The organism is Micrococcus luteus NCTC 2665, assembly GCF_000023205.1.
GTDB classification, from domain to species: Bacteria; Actinomycetota; Actinomycetes; order Actinomycetales; family Micrococcaceae; genus Micrococcus; species Micrococcus luteus.
In genome coordinates this window covers 2,038,373-2,057,231 of sequence record NC_012803.1, presented here as the reverse complement: position 1 = coordinate 2,057,231, position 18,859 = coordinate 2,038,373, and the positions used below count along the sequence as shown (strand labels likewise).

Here is an 18,859-nt window from a genome sequence, read left to right as displayed (position 1 = left end):
CGACGGACGTCGTCCCCGACCCGCGGCGCGGCATGGCCGGGAGCGCGCCGGCGAGGATGCACCATGACCCGTCAGTCCGACCTCAAGACCCTGATCCGCGCCCGCATGGCCGTCACCGGTGAGCGGTACACCGCCGCGGCGGCGGCCCTCGCCGAGGAGTGGCAGTCCGCCGAGCGCTACCACGCGACCGTGCTCGCCCGCTTCTTCGACGGGGACCGGCTGCGCTCCATCCCCGCGCGTCGCAGGCCGCGGGTGGCCGTCCTTCTCGAGCTGCTGCGTCGCTTCAGAGCGGGCCGCGCCTACGCGGAGGCTGAGGTCAACGACCTGCTGCGCCCCGCCCACGAGGACGTGGCCACGCTGCGTCGCGAACTCGTGGACTACGGGTTCCTCGACCGCGCCGACGGTGTCTACCGGTTGGCGGACGCCGGGCCAGACCTCGACCCGCGCTTCGCCGCGGACCTGCCGGTCGACCTGGAACGCCGGCTGCGCGAGATCCACGCGGGCCGTTGAGGGGAGCGGGACCCCGCACGTCGACCTGGAACGCCAGCGGTCGTTCTGACGCGTGAATGTGGCCGCATTCCGACGTCTCGCGTTCCCGGTGCGGCCGTGGCGGGACGGCGTGGACCGACACGGCCCCGGGTCCCTCGCGTGAGGGGCCCGGGGCCGTCGTCGTGGTGTGGAGCGGGCGACGGGAATCGAACCCGCGTATCTTGCTTGGGAAGCAAGCGCTCTACCATTGAGCTACGCCCGCGCAACCGCTCGGTTTCCGCCTGCGGCGCGGGCACCACGATACACCAGCCCGGCCGGTGCACCGGCCCCGCGTCGTCATCGAGCCCCGCGGACCCGTACGTCAGTGCACCGGGTCCGCCGCGCCGACCTCGCGCGACCGCACCCGCCGCGTCGCCGCCCGGACGCGCGAGCGACCGAACGCGTCCGCGTACCGCATGAGCACCGGCCCGGCGACCGCCAGGGCGAGCACATAGGCCGTCGCGAACGCGGTCATCTCCGGTGGCACGCCACCCGCCGACGCGGCGAGCCCGGCGATCACGATGGAGAACTCCCCGCGGATCGTCAGGGCCGCCCCCGCGCGCCAGCGGCCGGCCACGCCGATCCCCGCCCCGCGCGCGGCGAGGTAGCCCGTGGCCACCTTCGTGGCGGCCGTGACGAGGGCCAGGGCCAGCGCGGCCAGCAGCACGGGCGGCAGGGTGCGCGGATCCACGCTCATGCCGAACAGCACGAAGAACAGGGCGGCGAAGAGGTCGCGCAGCGGCTCGAGCACGGCGCGGGCCTGTTTGGCGGCCGCTCCGGAGATCGCGATGCCCAGCAGGAACGCGCCCACACCCGCCGAGACCTGCAGCGCCCCGGCCACGCCTGCGACGACGAGCGCCAGCCCCAGCACCGTGAGCAGGAAGTTCTCCTGCTCGTCCGAGTGCAGCAGCCGCGAGATCTGGGGACCGTACCGCACCGCCACCCCCAGCACGAGGGCGACGACGACGAGCGCGACGCCCGCCGCCTTCAGACCGGAGACAAAGGCGGTGCCCGCCGCGAGCGCCGTCATCACGGGCAGGTAGACCGCCATGGCCAGGTCCTCGAACACGAGCACGGACAGCAGCACGGGGGTCTCGCGGTTGCCGACGCGGCCGAGGTCGCTGAGGACCTTCGCGATGATGCCGGAGGAGGAGATGTAGGTGATGCCGCCCAGCACGAGGGCACCCACCGGCCCCCAGCCGAGCAGCAGCCCGGCCACCGCTCCGGGGGTGAAGTTCAGGACGATGTCCAGCACACCGGCCCGCCAGGAGCCGCGCAGCCCGCCGACGAGCTCACGGGCCGAGTACTCCACGCCGAGCATGAGCAGCAGGAGCACGACGCCGATCTCGGCGGCCAGTCGGCTGAACTCCTCGATGGGCTCCATGGGGTTGTGCGCGACACCGGCGGCGTCGACGCGGGTGAACAGCAGCCCGCCGACGCCGACCATGAGCCCGCCCAGCAGGTACAGCGGGACCGGGGACATGCCGATCTTCCCGGCGAACCGACCGAGGGCGCCGAGCAGCAGCAGCACGGCCCCGAGCTCGACCAGGGCGATCAGCGTGGTGTCCACGGGGGCCTCAGGCGGCCAGCAGCCGCTCGGCCTTCCGGACGCCCTCGCCGGTGCCGACCACCACGAGCAGGTCGCCGCCCTCGAGGAGCATGGCCGGGGCGGGGGAGGCGTGGGTGACGCCGGCGCGGACGACGGCGACGATCGAGACGCCGGTGCGCGTGCGCATGCGGGTCGCCCCGAGCACCTCGCCCGCGTACGGGGAGTCGGACGGCAGGATCAGCTGGCGGGTGGTGATGCCGGGCAGGTCCGCGTGCTCCTCCTGGAGCTGGGAGACCAGTCGCGGCCCGGACAGGAGCGCGCCCAGGGCGGACGCCTCCTCAAGGGTCAGGGGGAGCGAAATCGCGCAGGCGTCCGGGTCCTCGGCGTCGGAGAGGATCAGCTCGGTCTGGCCGTCGCGGTGGGTGACCACGCCGATGCGGCGGCCGTCGGCGAGGGCCAGCTCGCGGCGCACGCCGATGCCCGGCAGGGAGGTCTCGTGGAGGCTCATGCCGCACATCTTAGGTCGCGGCCGCGTCGTCGACGTCATGGCCGCCGTTTCCCGAACGAAAGCGCTCCAGGGGCCGCCGTTTCCCGAACGAAAGTGCGCCAGGGGCCGCTGGTAGAGTCCGAACCGCGCCCGGCCGCGGCCGGACGCGTCCGGCAGCCCCCGTCCCGGAAGGACGTCCCATGCGCGACACCGCGGCCGACGCGGCCCAGGTCCCCGCCCGCCCCGACGACACGGCGGTGTACCGCTACCTCGCGTTCGGGGAGGCGGACCGCCCCTTCCTCGTCGGCGGTCCCCGGCCCGCACCGCTGGCCCCCGCCGCGACGCCGTCCCCGGTCGCCGGCCTCGAGTCGGTCCGCGCCGCGATCCGCGCCCACGGCGGCCCCCTGGCCTCGACCGCGCACATGCGCGGCCGCCCCGCCCCGACGCCGCCGTCCGCCGGCGCGTCCCGTGGTCTGCGCGGCGCCGGGCGCACCCTGACCGCGACCCGCCGCGACGTCGTCGCCCGCCTGGCCGACTCCCGCGAGCGCGCCGACGTGCCCGTCGAGGCGCTGCTGAACTCCGCCTTCGTCGACGCCCACGCGGCCGAGCGCCCGGCCGAGCGCGGCGTGCCGCGCGGTCGTCTCGCCGGCCTCGTGGACGCCGTCCTCCCGCCGGCCCGTCTCGCGGACGACGCCGCCGCGGCCGGCCTGCTGCTCGCCCTGCGCGAGCCGGTCCGGGAGGTGTTCGCCTCCGATTCGTTCGCCGCCCGCCCGTACGCCGACGCGCCCACCGTCCGCGCGCTGTTCGAGGACTTCCTCGCCCATCCGCGCCGGCACGACCCCGAGCGCTTCTGGCGTCTGCTGAACCTCGAGCTGTGGCTGCGCGACGCCGTGGACCCCGATGCCGCCCCGGCCAGCCCCGTCGCCGCGGTCGACGAGGCCGCGGGCGCCCCGGCGCCGGCCAAGCCGGACCACGAGCCGAACCCGGGCAAGGAGCTCGACCTGGTCTCCGCCGAGGACGGCCGCCGCTACCGCCGCTTCCCGGTGCAGACCGGCCTGGTGGACCGGGACACGGAGCTGCAGGCCTACCTGCGCGGCGAGATCGAGGACTTCTTCCGCGACCTGCCCGCGGACGCGATGCCGCAGGACGCCCCGTGGCACTTCTCCGTGTCCGAGAAGATCGTGGCCATCACCCAGGGCCGCTCCTACTACACCTGGGAGGTCCGCCCCTCCGTGGCCGCCCGCGTCCTCTCCCGGCTGGTCACCCGTACGCCCGCGGGCATCGGCCTGGGCGACCCCACCACCATGCAGCTGGCCATCCAGGAGGCCGGCCTGCCGCGCATCGTGCTCTCCGCGGCCGCCGGCGCCGCCGGCAAGGTCGCCGGCAAACGCGGTGTGTTCTACAACGTGGTGGGCGGCAACGTCCGCGCGATCGACGGGCCCACCACCTACTCCACGTTCCCGGCCAACGTCTCCGCCAAGCTGCCCCCGGCCGAGCCGGACCGGGTGGCCGCCGAGGTCTCGGCGATGATCCGGGCGGCGGACATCCCGGCCTGGGCGAAGGCATCCTTCGCCGGCACCGTCGTGATGGATGCCAACGACATCGGCCGCAACGCCCTCGGCAAGGACACCGCCGCGTCGGCCGCCGTCCTCGAGGCCGCCTTCGCGGACAACCCGCTGGGCCAGGGCCGCGAGCGCACCCCGCTGGCCGTCGTCGTGCGAATGGACTGAGCCGTGCTGCTCTCCGACCGTGACATCCGCGCCGAGCTCGACTCCGGGCGCGTGGGCCTGGACCCCCTCGACCCGACGATGGTCCAGCCCGCGTCCGTGGACGTGCGCCTGGACCGGTTCTTCCGGCTCTTCGACAACCACCGGTACGCGCACATCGACCCGCGCCAGGAGCAGGACGAGCTGACCCGGCTGGTGGAGGTGGACCCGGACGAGGCCTTCATCCTGCATCCGGGGGAGTTCGTGCTCGGCTCCACCTATGAGCAGGTCACGCTGCCGGACGACCTCGCCGCCCGCCTCGAGGGCAAGTCCTCGCTGGGGCGGCTGGGCCTGCTGACGCACTCGACCGCCGGGTTCATCGACCCCGGGTTCTCCGGGCACGTCACGCTCGAGCTGTCCAACGTGGCCACGCTGCCCATCACGCTGTGGCCGGGGATGAAGATCGGCCAGCTGTGCTTCTTCCGGCTCTCCTCGTCGGCCCAGTCGCCGTACGGCACCGGGGCCAACCAGAACCGGTACCAGGGTCAGCGCGGGCCCACGGCCTCCCGGGCGCACCGCGACTTCCACCTCACCCGCATCGAACGATGACCGACGTCGCGCTCCCGCCGGTCGCCTCCGCCGCCCCGCGCCGCCAGGTGGCCGCGTGGGCGCTGTGGGACTGGGGCTCGGCCGCGTTCAACGCGGTCATGGTCACCTTCGTGTTCGGCACCTACCTGGCCTCGGACGCGTTCGGGCCGGACGAGCGGGGCACGGCGTGGCTGTCCACGGCCCTGGCGATCGCCGGCGTCGTGATCGCCCTGACCGCGCCCGTGATGGGCCGGCGCGCGGACGGCGCGGGCCGGCGCCGCCTCTGGCTGGGGGTGATGACGGCGGCGGTGATCGCGTGCACCGCGGCGTGCTTCTTCGTCACGCCCCGGGAGTCCTCCCTACTGCTGGGCGTCACCCTGATCGCCCTGGGCACCGTGTTCTTCGAGTTCGCGGAGGTGCAGGTCAACGCGATCCTCGTGCAGATCTCGACGCCGGCCACGATCGGCCGGATCTCGGGGATCGGCTGGGGAGCGGGCTACCTCGGCGGGATCCTGCTGCTGCTGATCGTGTTCGTGGGCTTCGTCTCGGGGGACGCGCACTGGTTCGGGATCACGGAGGACGAGGGGCTGAACATCCGGGTCGTGGCGCTGGTGGCCGCGGCGTGGTTCCTGGTGTTCGCGATCCCGGTGCTGGTGGCCGTGCCGGACCCGGCGCCCGCGCCGTCCCCCGGCGGCGGCCCGCGGCGGGAGTCCCTGGCGGCCTCGTACCGTGCGCTGGGGTCCACGCTGGCGCGGATGTGGCGCGAGGACCGCAACACCCTGTGGTTCCTGCTCTCCTCGGCGGTGTTCCGCGACGGCGTCGGGGCGGTCTTCGTCTACGGCGCCATCCTGGGCACCACGGTCTACGGCCTCGCGGCCTCGGACGTGATCCTGTTCGCGATCGCGGCCAACGTGGTGGCCGCCCTGGGCGCCTTCGTGGGCGGGCGGCTCGACGACGCGGTCGGTCCGCGCCGGGTGATCCTCGGCTCGCTGGCCGCCATGGTCCTCGTGGCCGGGGCGCTGTTCTTCGCCTCGGGCACCCTCGCGTTCTGGGTCGGCGGGCTGGCGCTGTGCCTGTTCGTGGGCCCGGTGCAGTCGGCCTCGCGCGCGTTCCTGGGCCGGCTCACCACGCCGCGGACGGCCGGCGAGGTGTTCGGGCTGTACGCCACCACGGGCCGCGCGGTCGGGTTCATCACGCCCGCGCTCGTGACGCTCGCGCTCGCCCTGCACCCGGACAACCGGGTGGTCATCCCCGTGATCGCCGTCGTGCTCGTGGCCGGTGGGCTGCTGTTCGCCCGGGTCACGGAGCCGATCACGCGGAGCGCGGAATCGGTCCGCTGACCCCGGGTGGGGCGCATCCCTCCGCTAGGCTGGACCGTACCCCCGCCCGTGCCTGACGAAGGGACCGCATGCTCGTCATCCTGACCGCGCTCTTCGTCGTCGCGCTCGCCGCCCCGGTGATCTTCCGGTGGACGGGACGTCAGGGGTTCTATCTGCTCGCCGCCGCCCCCGCGGCGGGCTTCGTCTGGCTGCTCACCCAGCTGCCGCACGTGTTCGCGCTGCAGGAGGCGCTCGACGCCGGCCGGCCGGTCCCGGCCTCGGCGGCGCACCTGGACCGCACCGTGCCGTGGGTGCCGTACCTCGAGATCGAGCTCGCGTTCCGCATGGACGTGCTGGCCGCGTTCATGTCCCTGATCGTGCTGGGAGTCGGCGCGCTGGTCCTGGCCTACTGCGCCCGCTACTTCCGGGAGCACGAGCCGCGCAACGCGGTGTTCGGCGGGCAGCTGCTGGCGTTCGCCGGCGCGATGTTCGGGCTCGTCACCACGGACGACCTGATGGTGCTCTACACCTTCTGGGAGATCACGTCCGTCCTGTCCTTCCTGCTGATCGGCTACTCGGGCCACCGCATCTTCGCCCGCCGCTCCGCCATCACCGCCCTGATCGTCACCACGTTCGGCGGCCTGGCCATGCTCGCGGGCCTGATCATGCTGGCCCACTTCGCCGGGTCCTGGCGGATCTCCGGCGTGCTGGCCGCGGCCCCCGGCCTCCTCGCGGACGACGGCGGGCGCGTCCTGCTCGAGGTCGCCGTCGGCCTCGTGCTGATCGGTGCGCTGACCAAGTCCGCCCAGGCGCCGTTCCACTTCTGGCTGCCGGCCGCCATGGCCGCGCCGACCCCCGTGTCCGCGTACCTGCACGCGGCGGCCATGGTGAAGGCCGGCGTCTTCCTCGTGGCCCGCCTGGCCCCGGAGTTCCACGGCCTCGCCATGTGGCAGGTCCTCGTGATCGGCGTGGGTCTGTGGACCCTGCTGCTCGGCGGCTGGCGCGCCCTGCGGCAGACAGACGTCAAGCTCGTGCTCGCCTACGGCACGGTCTCCCAGCTCGGCTTCCTCATGGTGGCCAACGGCCTGGGCACCCGGGACGCGGCGATGGCCGGGCTCGCCATGCTCCTGGCCCACGCGGTGTTCAAGGCGCCGCTGTTCATGATCGTCGGCATCATCGACCATGAGGCCGGCACCCGCGACCTGCGCAAGCTCTCCGGCATCGGGCGGCGCCATCCGGTCCTGGCCGCCGTCGCCGTGGCGGCGGGGCTGTCCATGGCCGGGCTGCCCCCGCTGTTCGGCTTCGTGGCCAAGGAGTCCGTGCTCGAGTCGCTGGCCGCCCACGGGGCCGCCCACGGCGGCGTGTGGGCCTGGAGCCCGCTCGTGGTCATGGCCCTGGGCTCGGTGCTCACCTTCGCCTACACGTGGCGCTTCCTCTGGGGCTGCTTCGCCGTCAAGCGGGACGAGGCGGGCGAGACGGTGCCGGAGACGCAGTTCCACACCCGCGTCACCACCCTCGAGCTGGCCCCGGCCGCGCTGCTCGCGCTCGTCGGCCTCGTGCTCGCCTTCCTGCCCGGCCCGGTGGAGGGGATCATCACCGCCCACACGGGCTCCCTGCCGCCGCTGGACCCGGCGGAGAAGCCGGCCTACCTGGCCCTGTGGCACGGCTGGACGCCCATCCTCGCCCTCTCCGCGGGGATCTGGGTGCTCGGCGCGCTGCTCGCCCTTGCCCGCCGCCCGTTCGAGGCGCTTCAGGAGCGCACCGAGTCCCCCCTGGACGCCGCCCGCGGATACCGCCGGCTCATCGGCTACGTGGACGAGACGGCCGTGTGGGTCACGGGCCGCACCCAGACCGGCTCGCTGCGCCGCTACCTGGCCATCATCCTCACGACGGCGGCCGGCCTGCCCGTCGCCTTCCTCCTGTTCCCCGCCGGGCGGGAGGACCGCCTCCTGGCCACCGCGTTCCTCGACGGGGACATCATCTGGGCAGAGAGCCCGGCGCAGCTGGTCATCGTCCTCATGATCGCCGTGGCCACCGTGTTCGCCGTCCGCGCCCGCCGCCGCTTCAAGGCGATCATGCTGGTGTCCGTGACCGGCTACGGCGCCGCCGCCCTGTTCGCCCTGCGCGGCGCCCCGGACCTCGCCATCACCCAGGTGCTCGTGGAGACCATCATCCTGGTCACCCTCATCCTGGGCCTGCGCGTGCTGCCGCCGGACTGGTACGACCGCCGCACCGGCTCACGGCGGCTGGGCCGCCTGGCCGTGGCCGTCGGGTTCGCGCTGACCATGATGTGGATCGCCGCCACCGCGCTGGCCGCCCGCACCGCCGAGCGCATCTCGCTGCCCATGCCGGAGCTCGCCTACACGGACGGCTACGGCGCCAACGCCGTGAACGTCACCCTCGTGGACATCCGCGCGTGGGACACGTGGGGCGAGATCACCGTGCTGGCCGCCGCCGCCACCGGCGTGGCCTCCCTGATCTTCCTGCAGCACCGCGACGGGCGCACCCGCAGCATCGACGACGTCGCCCCCGGCTCCGTCGGCGACTTCGGCGCCGACTCCTCGCTCGGGGCCCGCGAGCTGTCCGTCGTGCGCAGCTTCGCTGTGGACGATCGCAAGGGCCAGTGGCTCGTGGCCGGCCACACGATGGCCCCCGAGCGGCGCTCGATCATCCTCGAGGTCGTCACCCGCTTCATGTTCCCGATCATGATGCTGCTCTCCGTCTACCTGCTGCTGGCCGGGCACAACACCCCCGGCGGCGGCTTCGCCGGCGGCCTGCTCGCAGGCCTGGCCCTCACGCTGCGCTTCCTCGCCGGCGGCCGGTACGAGCTGCAGGAGGCCTCCGTGATCCCGGCCGGGCCCATGATCGGCCTGGGCCTGGCGATCGCCACGCTCACCGGGATCGCCCCGCTCTTCTTCGGCGGGCAGATCCTGCAGTCCTATGTGGTGGAGTTCACCGACCTGCCGCTGTTCGGCGACGCCCTCAAGCTCGTCTCGGCCACCGCGTTCGACATCGGCGTGTACTTCGTCGTCGTGGGCCTCGTGATGGACGTGCTGCGCTCGCTCGGCGGCGAAGTGGATCGCCGGGGCGAGGAGGCCCGCCGCGCCCGCCTGCGCGCCGCGGCCCGCCGTCGTCATCCGCGCATGCCCACCCCGTCCACCCCCGACGCCCCGGAGGCCGCCCGATGATGACCGTCGACCTGGCCCTGCTCCTGGCGATGGGCGTGATGTTCGCCGGGGGGATCTACCTGGTGCTCGAGCGCAGCCTGACCCGCATCCTGCTGGGGATCATGCTGATCAACAACGGCGCCATCATGCTGCTGTTCCTCGCCTCCGGCGGCGTCGGCCTGGCCCCGCTGTTCGTGCGCGGCCGGGACCCGCACGAGTACGCGGACACCCTGCCGCAGGCGCTGATCCTCACCGCGATCGTGATCGGCTTCGCCGTGGTCGCGTTCCTGACCGCCATGATCTACCGCTCGTGGCTGCTCATCCGCGAGGACGAGGTCGAGGTGGACGCGGAGGACGTCAAGATCGCCCGGATGCCCGCCTGGGACGCGGAGGACGACGCGGAGCTCGTGGAGGAGTCCTCCGAGTTCCTGGACGACGCCGCGGACCCCAACGCCCACTACGAGCACGCCACGGAGTCCCGACCCCACGTGCGCCACGCCTCGCCTACGCCGCCCGCCCGTCCCGGCCCGGCGTCCGCCGTCCGTGCCCACCGCGCCGACGGGGGGCCGCGCCCGTGAGCATCGGCACCCTCCCCCTGACCGACCTGGCCCCGTTGGCCGTCATGCTGCCCGTGCTGGGCGCGGCCGTGACCTTCATGCTCGTGCGTCGCCCCCGCGCGCAGATCACCGTCACGGTCTCCGCGCTCGTGCTCACCCTCGTGCTGGACGCGCTGCTGCTGGCCGCGGTCTGGGACACCGGGATCGCGGCCGTCCACCTCGGCGGCTGGCCGGCCCCGCTGGGCATCACCCTCGTGGTGGACCGGCTCTCGGCCCTCATGCTCGTGGTGTCCGCGCTGGTCACCCTGGCGGTGCTGCTGTACGCCTCGGCGCAGGGGCTGATCAACCGGGACGAGGGTGGGCCGGTCTCGATCTTCCACCCCACGTTCCTGATCCTCGTGGCGGGCGTGTCCAACGCGTTCCTCGCCGGCGACCTGTTCAACCTCTACGTGGGCTTCGAGATCCTCCTGACGTCCTCCTACGTGCTGCTGACCATGGGGGGCACCGCCCAGCGCATCCGCGCGGGCATCACCTACGTGGTGGTCTCCGTGCTCTCCTCGGTGGTGTTCCTGATCGCGATCGCGATGATCTACGCGGCCACCGGCACCGTGAACATGGCGGACCTGGCCGTGAAGCTGGGCGAGCTGCCCACCGACGTGCAGATGGTCCTGCACGTGCTGCTCCTGGTGGGCTTCGGCATCAAGGCGGCCGTGTTCCCGCTGTCCTTCTGGCTGCCGGACTCGTACCCCACCGCGCCCGCCCCGGTGACCGCGGTGTTCGCGGGCCTGCTCACCAAGGTGGGCGTGTACGCGATGATCCGCACCGAGACGCTGCTCTTCCCGGGGGAGCACGTCAACGCGCTCCTGCTCGTGGTGGCCGCGCTGACCATGGTGGTGGGCATCCTCGGCGCGCTGGCCCAGACGGACATCAAGCGCATCCTGTCCTTCATCCTCGTCTCCCACATCGGCTACATGATCTTCGGCCTGGGCCTGGCCACGGAGGCGGGGCTGGCGGCCACCGTGTACTACGTGGCCCATCACATCACCGTGCAGACCGCGCTCTTCCTCGTCACGGGTCTGATCGAGAACCGCGCCGGCACCGCGAACATCGACCGCCTCGGGTCCCTGGCGAAGGTCTCCCCGTTCGTGAGCGTCCTGTTCCTCGTGCCCGCGCTCAACCTCGGCGGCATCCCGCCGTTCTCCGGCTTCCTCGGCAAGGTCGGCCTGCTGCGCGGCGGCGTCGAGCAGGCCACGCCCCTGGCCTACACGCTGGTGGGCGTGTCCCTGCTCGTGTCCCTGCTGACCCTGCTCGTGGTGGTGCGCGTGTGGACCCGCGCGTTCTGGCGCCGCGTCGAGGACGTGGAGCACCCGCCCGCCCAGCTCGTGGCCGCCTACGAGCGGGCCGTCGCCCGTGGCGAGCGCCCCCGCCCGCTCGAGCCGGGCCTCGTGCTGCCCACCACGGCGCTCGTGGGCCTGACGCTGGTGTTCACGGTGGCCGCCGGTCCGCTGTTCGCCCTGGCCGACGAGGCCGCCACGGACATGCTCGACCGCTCGCCCTACATCGCGGCGGTGCTCGACGACGCCGCGGCCGAGCGGGCCGCGGCCACCCTCAGCGTCGACCCGACGGAGGTGCACGATGCCCGGAAGTGACTCCGCCCGCCGCGGCGTGGTGCGCCCCGACCGGATCCGGGGCATCGTGGCCCAGTGGCCGCTGATCCTCGTGATGGTGGCCGTGTGGTGCGCCCTGTGGCAGGACTTCGCTCCGCACGTGGCCCTGACCGGCCTCGCCTTCGCGCTGCTGATCATCGGGCTCTTCCCGATGCCGGACATCCCGTTCAGCGGCCGTCTGAACCCCTGGTGGTCCCTCGTGTTCACGGTGCGGTTCCTCGTCGACGTCGTGCGCGCCTCAGTCAACGTGACCGGGACGGTGCTGCTGCGTGGCCGCCGCGCCCGCGGCTCGATCGTGGGCGTCCCGCTGCGCAGCCACGACGACCTCATCATCACGCTCGTCAGCCACGCCCTGGCCCTGGTGCCGGGCTCGATCGTGCTGGACGTGGACCGGGTCCGCTCCGTCCTGTACCTGCACGTGCTCGACGCGACCACGGACGAGGACGTGGAGGGCTTCCGCGCCAAGGCCCTCGACGTGGAGGCGGGCATCATCCGCGCCGTCGGCACGCGTGAGGACCTCGAGCTGGTCCGCCGCTTCCCGAGTTCGGCGCCCCCCGCCGCCCGCCCCCCGAAGGAGGAGGCCTGATGGACCCCATGGACCTGGCCACGTGGGCCGGCGGGGCGCTGCTCGTGGTCGGCGCCGTCGGTGCGCTCTACCGGATCGTGCGCGGCCCCTCGCTGCTGGACCGGGCGGTCGCCACGGACGTGCTGCTCGTGGTGTTCTCCGGGATGCTCGTCCTGGAGATGGCCGTGCACCGCCACACCCACCACGTGGTCCTCGTGGTGCTGGCCGCCGCCGTCGGCTTCGTCGGCTCGGTGACGGTGGCGCGCTTCGCGGAGGACCGGCGCCCGGACCACTCGTTCGAGGACCAGGCGCGCGTGCCCGGCACCACGGACGTGCCGGGCGGGGAGGAGGGCCGATGACCGACACCGCCACGCTCCTGGACTGGCTGGCCGCGTTCCTGCTCGTCAGCGGCGCCTTCTTCTCCCTGGTGGCCGGCGTGGGCCTGCTCGTGCTCCCGGACCTGCTGGCCCGCATGCACGCCGCCGCCAAGCCGCAGGTCCTCGGCCTGCTGCTCATGCTCGCCGGGCTGGGGATCGTGTGGCGGTCGTGGGTGTGGCTGCCCGTGCTGTTCCTGGCGTGGGTCACCCAGATGGTCACGGCCCCGGTGGCCTCCCACCTGGTGGGCCGCACGGGCTACCGCACCAAGCACGCCCGCCGTGAGCTGCTGCACCGGGACGAGTTGGCCGCCGTCGTCCGTCGGGCCGAGTCCCCGGCGGACCCCGGGCCGCGCCGCGTCGGCGCCCGGCCTCGTGGGCGCCGCTGACACCACCCCGCACAGCACGACGGCCGCCGTCCGGATCCCTCCGGACGGCGGCCGTCGTCGTGGTGGCGGGGCGGCTCAGACCTCGTGGTCCACGCGGTGCGCGGTGGACTCGGACACCTTGCGGATCGCGGCGCCGGCGCCGCGCTGGCCGGCGACCTTCAGCAGTGCCGCGACGCCCGCGGAGATGAACGCGAAGGACAGGGCCTCGACGAGGGGCAGCGTCTCGTCGGCCGCGTCGTCCGGGGCGCTGTGGCCGGTGACGAGCCGCCAGCCGCCCGCGACCACGCGGGAGCCGACGATGCCGCCGACCAGCGTGATGCCGGCGGACAGGGCCTTCTGGGCGAGCGTGTTCATGGTGCGCCTTCCGTGGTGGGAGATCTCACGTGCGGTTGCGGCCGCGGCCGACGACGCCGGACGGGCCGGTCCCCAGCCTAGCCCGCGGTGGGCACCGGGTCGCCGCTGACGTGCCGGCCGGGATCGCCGTCGGCGTCCAGATGGGCCTGCAGCATGCCGGTGAGCTCGTGGTCCACGGGGATCTCGACGCCGTCGACGGCGCGCACCGGCAGGACGCCGCGCACCGAGGAGACGAGCCAGACGCCCTCGGCGCCCTGGAGGTCCGCCGGGACGAGCGGGCCGTAGCCGAGCTCCCAGCCGTCCGCGTGGGCGGCCGCGAAGATCACGGCCTGCGACGTGCCGGCGAGGATGCCCTTCTGGCGCAGCGGGGTGAGGAGGCGGCGGACGCCGTCCTCCCCGGTGCGCACGATCAGCACCGTGGAGGTGGGGCCCTCGAGCAGGTAGCCGTCCGCGCTGGTGAAGACGACGTCGTCGGCGCCGTGGTCGCGGGCGTGGCGCAGGGCAGCCATGTTCACGGCGTAGGAGAGGGTCTTCGCGCCGGTGAGCAGCCACGGGGAGCGCTCGGGGGCCTGCGAGTCGATGCCGCGGTCCAGCAGCAGCACCCGCAGCCCCCGCCGCCGCTCCTCGTCCTGGATCGCCGGGGCCGGGCTCAGCAGCGCCCACGCGGTGGGCGCGGGCACGCCGCCCGCGGCCGCGTCCGGGCCGCGGGTGACGGTCAGGCGCACGGCGAGGCGGTCCCCGGGGGCGACGTCGTTGGCCTCGGTGAACGCCCGCAGGCCGAGCGCGACGGCGGCCTCCCACGCCGCCGCCTCGGGGGCGGCCAGCTGCAGGGCGGCGGCGGACGCGGCCAGCCGGCCGAGGTGGGCTCCGAGCTTGCGCATGCGCAGGGTCCCGAGCCCGTCGGCGACGGCGAGCGCCGTCTCGAAGATGCCGTCGCCGCGCGTGACCCCCTGGTCCGTGACGCTCAGGTGCGGGACGGCCGGGTCCGCGAGCCGCGGGGCGGGGGCGCCGTCCGCGTCCGTCTCGAGCAGGACGAGGACGGGCGAGCCGGCGGCGGGGGAGAAGGCGGTGGGACGCATCCGCCCAGGATAGACGCCCGCCCCCGGCCGATCGGGGCCGGGGGCGGGCGTCAGGGAGGCGGTCAGGCCCGGTGGGCGCCGCCGTCCAGGGCGGGGCCGGAGGGGTGCGCCGGGGCGTGGGCGCGCTCGAGCTGGGCGCCCTCCACGTCCACGTCCGGCATGATGCGGTCCAGCCACCGGGGCAGCCACCACGCCGCGTCCCCGAGCAGGTGCATCAGGGCCGGCATCAGCAGCAGCCGGACGACGAACGCGTCCAGCAGCACGCCGAAGGCCAGACCGAAGCCGATCGGGCGGATCATCGCGTCCTCGGCGAAGACGAAGCCGCCGAACACGGAGATCATGATGATCGCCGCGGCCATCACCACCGCGCGGCCCGAGCGCAGGCCGGACAGCACCGCCTGACGGGCCGGCAGGCCGTGCGCGTAGGCCTCGCGCATGCCGGAGGCGATGAACAGCTGGTAGTCCATGGCCAGGCCGAACAGCACGCCGACCATGATGGTCGGCAGGAAGCTGAGCACCGGCCCTGGGTTGTGGACGCCGAACAGGGCGTCCAGCCAGCCCCACTGGTAGATGGCCACCACACCGCCCATCGCCGCGAACACCGAGAGCATGAAGCCGCCGGTGGCGATCAGGGGCACCAGGATCGAACGGAACACCAGGATCATGATCAGCAGGGACAGGCCCACCACCACGCCGAGGTAGAGCGGCAGGGCCTCCGCCAGGGTGTCCGAGACGTCGATGAAGCCGCTGGTCACCCCCGCCACACCCAGGTTCGAGGCGTCGCCGGCCGGGTCCAGGGACCGCAGCTCGCGCACGAGCTCCTCCGTGGAGACCGCGTTGGGCCCCTCCTCGGGCAGCACCTGGTACATCGCGACCGTGCGGTCCTCGTTGAAGCCCGCCGGCACCACGGCGTGCGCGTGGTCGAGGGCGACCAGCTGCTCGCCGACGTCGAGCTGGACGTCCGTGGCACGCCCCTCGTCCAGGCCGGCGGGCAGGTCCACGGTGACCACGAGCGGGCCGTTGTAGCCCTCGCCGAACCTCTCGGCCGTGAGCGCGTAGGCGAGCTGGGAGTCCGAGCCCTCGGGCTCGGAGCCGCCGTCCGGCAGGCCCAGGCGCATGGACCAGAACGGCACCGCCACGAGGACGAGCAGGGCCACGGAGGCGAGCGCCGTGGCGAGGGCGGTCGGCGTGGACAGCGTGGCGCGGCGGTGGGCGCGGCGCACGGCGTGGGCGCCCTCGCCGACGGCCGGGGAGGTGTCGGCGAGCCGGGCGCGCTCCCGGCGCGAGAGCACGCGCGGGCCGGCCAGGGCCAGCAGGGCCGGGGTCAGGGTGATCGCCACGAGCACGGCGACGGCCACGCACACCGCGCCCACCGTGCCCATCAGGCCCAGGAAGCCGATGCCGGTGACGTTCAGGGCCGCGAGGGCGATCACCACGGTCACGCCGGCGAACACCACGGCGTTGCCGGAGGTGCCGGTGGCCAGCGCGATCGACTCGTGCAGGCCCGTGCCGCGACGCAGCTCCTGGCGGTGCCGGTTGACGATGAACAGCGCGTAGTCGATGCCCACGGCCAGGCCCAGCATCACCCCGAGCACCGGGGTCACGGAGATCATCTCCACGGCGGAGGAGAACGCGAGCGCCCCGGCGGCGCCCACGCCCACGCCCACCAGCGCGTTGACCAGCGGCAGACCCGCGCCCACGAGGGTGCCGAGCATGACCACCAGCACGATCGCGGCGACCACGAGGCCCACGACCTCGCCCGGGCCGAGCAGGGAGGGCACGGTGGCGTTGAGCTCCTGGGACGGATGCACGGCGACGCCGTCGATGTCCGCGCCGGTGAGGGCGCCGGTGACCGCCTCCTTGTCCTCGGCGGTGACGTCCAGGGTCGGCGTGGTGAAGGTGACGATCCCGACGGCGGTGCTGCCGTCCTCGGACACGGTGCGGAAGTCCTCCGCGAGGGCCAGGGTGCGCTCGCCGCGCTCGGCCTCCACGCGGCCGTCGTCCAGCTCGGCGCGGCCGTCGGCGAGGTCGGCCTCGGCCTGGTCCAGGCGGTCCGCGCCGGCGGCCAGCTGGGCCCGGCCGTCCTCGAGCTCGGCGACGCCGCGCTCGTACTCGGCCCGGCCCTCGTCGATCTTCTGCTGCTGCGCGTCGAGCTCGGCCTCGGCAGCGTCCAGGGCCTGCTGCCGTCCCGCGGCCACCTGCTCGCGGCCGGCCTCGAGCTCGGCCTCGGACTCCTGCAGCTGCTGCCGGCCGGCGGCGAGTCGGGCGGCGCCGTCGTCGGCCTCCGCCTGGGCGGCCGCGAGCTGTTCGGCGCCCGCGTCGGCCTCGGCCTGGGCGGCCTCCAGCTGCGCGCGGGCGGCGTCGGCCTGGTCCTGACCGGCCGCCAGCTGTGCCTCGCCGGCGGCGAGCTGCGCCTCCTGGTCGGCGAACTGCGCGGCGACCTGCTCCGCCGGGATGCCGGCGGCCTCGGCCTCGGCCAGCGCGGCGTCCCGGGCCTGCTCGAGCTCGGCGCGGCCCGCGGCCAGCCGCTCGGCCTGGGCGTCGAGCTCGGCCTGCCCGGCCTCGAGCTCGGTCCACCGGTCGCCGAGCTCGGCCTGCCCGGCCTCGAGCTCCTGCCGCTGTGCGTCGATCTCGGCCTGGCCGGCCTCGAGGCGCTCCGCCTGCTCCTCGAGCTCGGCGCGGCCGGCGTCGAGCTGCTCCTGGCCGTCGGCCACCTGCTGCTCGGCCTCCCGGAGCGGGGCCAGGGCGTCGGTCGGCAGGGCCTCCAGGCCGCGCTCCTCGAGGTCGGCGCGCGCGGCGTCGAGCGTGGCCTGCCCCTCGTCCAGCTGGGCGGCGGCCTCGGCGAGACGCTGCTCGCCCGCGTCGGCCTCGGCCGTGCGCCGCTCGAGCTCGGCCCGGCCGTCCTCGATCTCCTGGCGTCCGTCCGCGAGTCGCTGCTCGCCGTCGGCCAGCTCGGTGCGGCCCTCGTCGAGCCGGGTGCGGGCGTCGTCCTGCTGGGCCTGGGCCTCGAACGGGTCCACGACGCCCTCCACGGCCTCCTGTTCGGCGACGTCGTCCAGCAGGGCGGTGATCTGCTCGCGCTGGGCGTCGGTCAGGGGGGAGCCGTCCTCGGTGGTGAACACGACCTGGCCCCTGCCGCGGGAGGCCTCGGGGAACTCCTCCTTGAGGCGGTCCGTGACCTGGGCGGTGGGCGTGCCGGGGATGGTGACGGTGGAGGAGAGCGTGCCGCCGAAGACGAGGAACCCGCCGACGGCGAGAGCCAGGGCGAGCACCCAGGCGAGGATCACGAGGAGGGGGCGGCGGGCGGCGCCGAGGCCGAGACGGTAGAGCAGTGTCGCCATGGGAAGGGGAGGTCTCCGTGCGCTGGGGTGGGACGCGGCCGGACGCGGCGCGCCGCCTCCGATGCTACACCTAAGCGGAGCGCACCGCTCCGGTCCCGGTGCCCGGCCGGCCCGCACGCAGACCCCCAACGCCCGGACCCCGGGCGGCGCCGCCGTCAGGCGGAGGGCAGGCGCAGGACCAGGTCCGCCGCGGTACGCGGGGCGTGCCGGGCCAGGTAGTCCTCCTCCTGTGCGGCCCAGCGGTCCCAGTGCGGGGCGAAGGTCTCACCGTCCCGGGCCAGCGCCCGCGTGCGTCGCGCGGGGGTCTCGAGCTCGAGCCACACCGCCAGGTCGAGCAGCGGTCGGGCGGCGGTGCTGAGCGCGCCCACGCCTTCGCACACCACGACGTCGGCCGGTGCGGTCCCCCGCGGCGGGCCGGGTGCGGCGCGCTGCCAGTCCCACGTGGTCCAGGTCGCCGTGCCGCCCTCCCGCAGTGCGCGCACGACGGCCGGGTAGGGGCCGTCGTCGCCCACCGCGGCGGCCAGCCCGTCCCAGCCCTGGTACATGGACTCGATCTCGATCACCTCGACGCGCGCGAACGGCGCGATCCGGGCCGCGAGCGCGGCGGCGAGGACGGTCTTGCCCGACCCCGAGCGGCCGTCCAGGCCGATGAGCGCCGGTCGGGTCACGGGTCCTCCGGGGTGGGGTCCGTCAGTGCGGCGGTGGCCGCCTCGAGCACCCGCACCGCAGCCCGCAGTTCCGCGGCGGAGAATCCCTCGAGGGCGGCGCTCAGCCGCTGGGACATCGGCTGAAACGCGCGCTGTCCGTCGCGGCGGGCCGTGTCCGTGTGCTCCACCAGCACGCGCCGCCGGTCGCCCTCGTCCCGGCGGCGGCGGACGTGGCCCGCGGCGGCCAGGCGGTCCACGAGGGCGGTGGCCGAGGCCCGGGTGAGGTGCAGGTGGGCGCCGAGGTCCGAGGCCGTGACGGGTTCACCGGCCGCCGCGCGGGCCATCAGGTACGCGAGGGCCCTGAGGTCCGTGCGGTGCAGGCCGACGCCGCGGCCGGCCTGGTCGACGGCGTGCTCCGCGCTCTCGCTGAAGACGCGCATCGCGTGGACCACGGCGAGGTGCTCCGCGGGGGCGGAGGGGGGCTGCGTGGTCATGGCCGGGAGTCTAGCCAGCCCCATGGTTGTTTGATCATCGAACCATCC

The 18,859-nt window shown here is 74.5% G+C and carries 16 protein-coding genes, 1 tRNA gene and 1 pseudogene; 10 read left to right on the top strand and 8 right to left on the bottom strand.

Annotation, left to right across the window (positions count from 1 at the left end; genetic code table 11):
- Positions 1-63: 63 nt before the first annotated feature.
- On the top strand, positions 64-510 hold the full coding sequence (locus tag MLUT_RS20990) for a DUF2087 domain-containing protein (RefSeq protein WP_010080207.1): 447 nt from the start codon (positions 64-66) through the stop codon (positions 508-510).
- A gap of 167 nt (positions 511-677) precedes the next feature.
- On the opposite strand, the gene MLUT_RS20985 is transcribed toward MLUT_RS20990, so the two are convergent.
- From MLUT_RS20985 to MLUT_RS20975, 3 genes are all read right to left on the bottom strand, one after another.
- A tRNA-Gly gene (locus tag MLUT_RS20985) sits at positions 678-751 on the bottom strand.
- Between the two features lie 99 nt (positions 752-850).
- A complete protein-coding gene (locus tag MLUT_RS20980) occupies positions 851-2,098 on the bottom strand; it encodes a cation:proton antiporter (RefSeq protein ID WP_010080208.1) in 1,248 nt (415 codons plus the stop codon).
- A 7-nt stretch (positions 2,099-2,105) separates the two neighbouring features.
- On the bottom strand, positions 2,106-2,585 hold the full coding sequence (locus MLUT_RS20975) for a cation:proton antiporter regulatory subunit (RefSeq protein WP_010080209.1): 480 nt from the start codon (positions 2,583-2,585) through the stop codon (positions 2,106-2,108).
- Between the two features lie 179 nt (positions 2,586-2,764).
- On the opposite strand from MLUT_RS20975, the gene MLUT_RS20970 reads away from it, so the two are divergent.
- The 9 genes and pseudogenes from MLUT_RS20970 (at position 2,765) to mnhG (ending at position 12,896) form a co-directional block, all read left to right on the top strand.
- A complete protein-coding gene (locus MLUT_RS20970; protein WP_010080210.1) occupies positions 2,765-4,294 on the top strand; it encodes a hypothetical protein in 1,530 nt (509 codons plus the stop codon).
- Between the two features lie 3 nt (positions 4,295-4,297).
- A complete protein-coding gene (gene dcd / locus MLUT_RS20965) occupies positions 4,298-4,879 on the top strand; it encodes a dCTP deaminase (protein ID WP_010080211.1) in 582 nt (193 codons plus the stop codon).
- A pseudogene (locus MLUT_RS20960) lies at positions 4,837-6,198 on the top strand (MFS transporter); the annotation flags it as partial. The gene dcd and the pseudogene MLUT_RS20960, both read left to right, overlap by 43 nt.
- Positions 6,199-6,266: 68 nt before the next feature.
- Positions 6,267-9,365: a Na+/H+ antiporter subunit A gene (locus tag MLUT_RS20955; protein ID WP_010080213.1), complete on the top strand. Its 3,099-nt coding sequence runs from the start codon at positions 6,267-6,269 to the stop codon at positions 9,363-9,365.
- The gene (locus tag MLUT_RS20950) at positions 9,362-9,922 is read left to right on the top strand and encodes an NADH-quinone oxidoreductase subunit K (protein WP_010080214.1); all 561 of its coding nucleotides are present in this window, start codon (positions 9,362-9,364) and stop codon (positions 9,920-9,922) included. Before MLUT_RS20955 ends, MLUT_RS20950 begins: the two co-directional genes overlap by 4 nt.
- Entirely contained in the window at positions 9,919-11,550 is a 1,632-nt protein-coding gene (locus MLUT_RS20945) for a Na+/H+ antiporter subunit D (RefSeq protein ID WP_010080215.1), read from the top strand. The genes MLUT_RS20950 and MLUT_RS20945 overlap by 4 nt, the downstream gene beginning before the upstream one ends.
- Positions 11,537-12,154 (top strand): Na+/H+ antiporter subunit E, encoded by a 618-nt coding sequence (locus MLUT_RS20940; RefSeq protein WP_010080216.1) that lies wholly within the window; start codon positions 11,537-11,539, stop codon positions 12,152-12,154. The genes MLUT_RS20945 and MLUT_RS20940 overlap by 14 nt, the downstream gene beginning before the upstream one ends.
- The gene (locus MLUT_RS20935; RefSeq protein ID WP_010080217.1) at positions 12,154-12,492 is read left to right on the top strand and encodes an MrpF/PhaF family protein; all 339 of its coding nucleotides are present in this window, start codon (positions 12,154-12,156) and stop codon (positions 12,490-12,492) included. The genes MLUT_RS20940 and MLUT_RS20935 overlap by 1 nt, the downstream gene beginning before the upstream one ends.
- On the top strand, positions 12,489-12,896 hold the full coding sequence (gene mnhG, locus MLUT_RS20930; protein ID WP_010080218.1) for a monovalent cation/H(+) antiporter subunit G: 408 nt from the start codon (positions 12,489-12,491) through the stop codon (positions 12,894-12,896). Before MLUT_RS20935 ends, mnhG begins: the two co-directional genes overlap by 4 nt.
- Before the next feature lie 75 nt (positions 12,897-12,971).
- Here mnhG and MLUT_RS20925 read toward each other — a convergent pair whose 3' ends face one another.
- The 5 genes from MLUT_RS20925 to MLUT_RS20905 form a co-directional block, all read right to left on the bottom strand.
- Positions 12,972-13,250 (bottom strand): DUF4235 domain-containing protein, encoded by a 279-nt coding sequence (locus MLUT_RS20925; RefSeq protein ID WP_010080219.1) that lies wholly within the window; start codon positions 13,248-13,250, stop codon positions 12,972-12,974.
- Between the two features lie 77 nt (positions 13,251-13,327).
- Positions 13,328-14,329 (bottom strand): aminotransferase class IV, encoded by a 1,002-nt coding sequence (locus MLUT_RS20920; RefSeq protein WP_010080220.1) that lies wholly within the window; start codon positions 14,327-14,329, stop codon positions 13,328-13,330.
- Between the two features lie 62 nt (positions 14,330-14,391).
- On the bottom strand, positions 14,392-17,670 hold the full coding sequence (locus tag MLUT_RS20915; RefSeq protein ID WP_012751075.1) for an MMPL family transporter: 3,279 nt from the start codon (positions 17,668-17,670) through the stop codon (positions 14,392-14,394).
- A gap of 155 nt (positions 17,671-17,825) precedes the next feature.
- Entirely contained in the window at positions 17,826-18,338 is a 513-nt protein-coding gene (locus tag MLUT_RS20910; protein WP_010080223.1) for a nucleoside/nucleotide kinase family protein, read from the bottom strand.
- Entirely contained in the window at positions 18,335-18,811 is a 477-nt protein-coding gene (locus tag MLUT_RS20905; protein WP_010080224.1) for a MarR family winged helix-turn-helix transcriptional regulator, read from the bottom strand. The genes MLUT_RS20910 and MLUT_RS20905 overlap by 4 nt, the downstream gene beginning before the upstream one ends.
- Between the last annotated feature and the right edge of the window lie 48 nt (positions 18,812-18,859).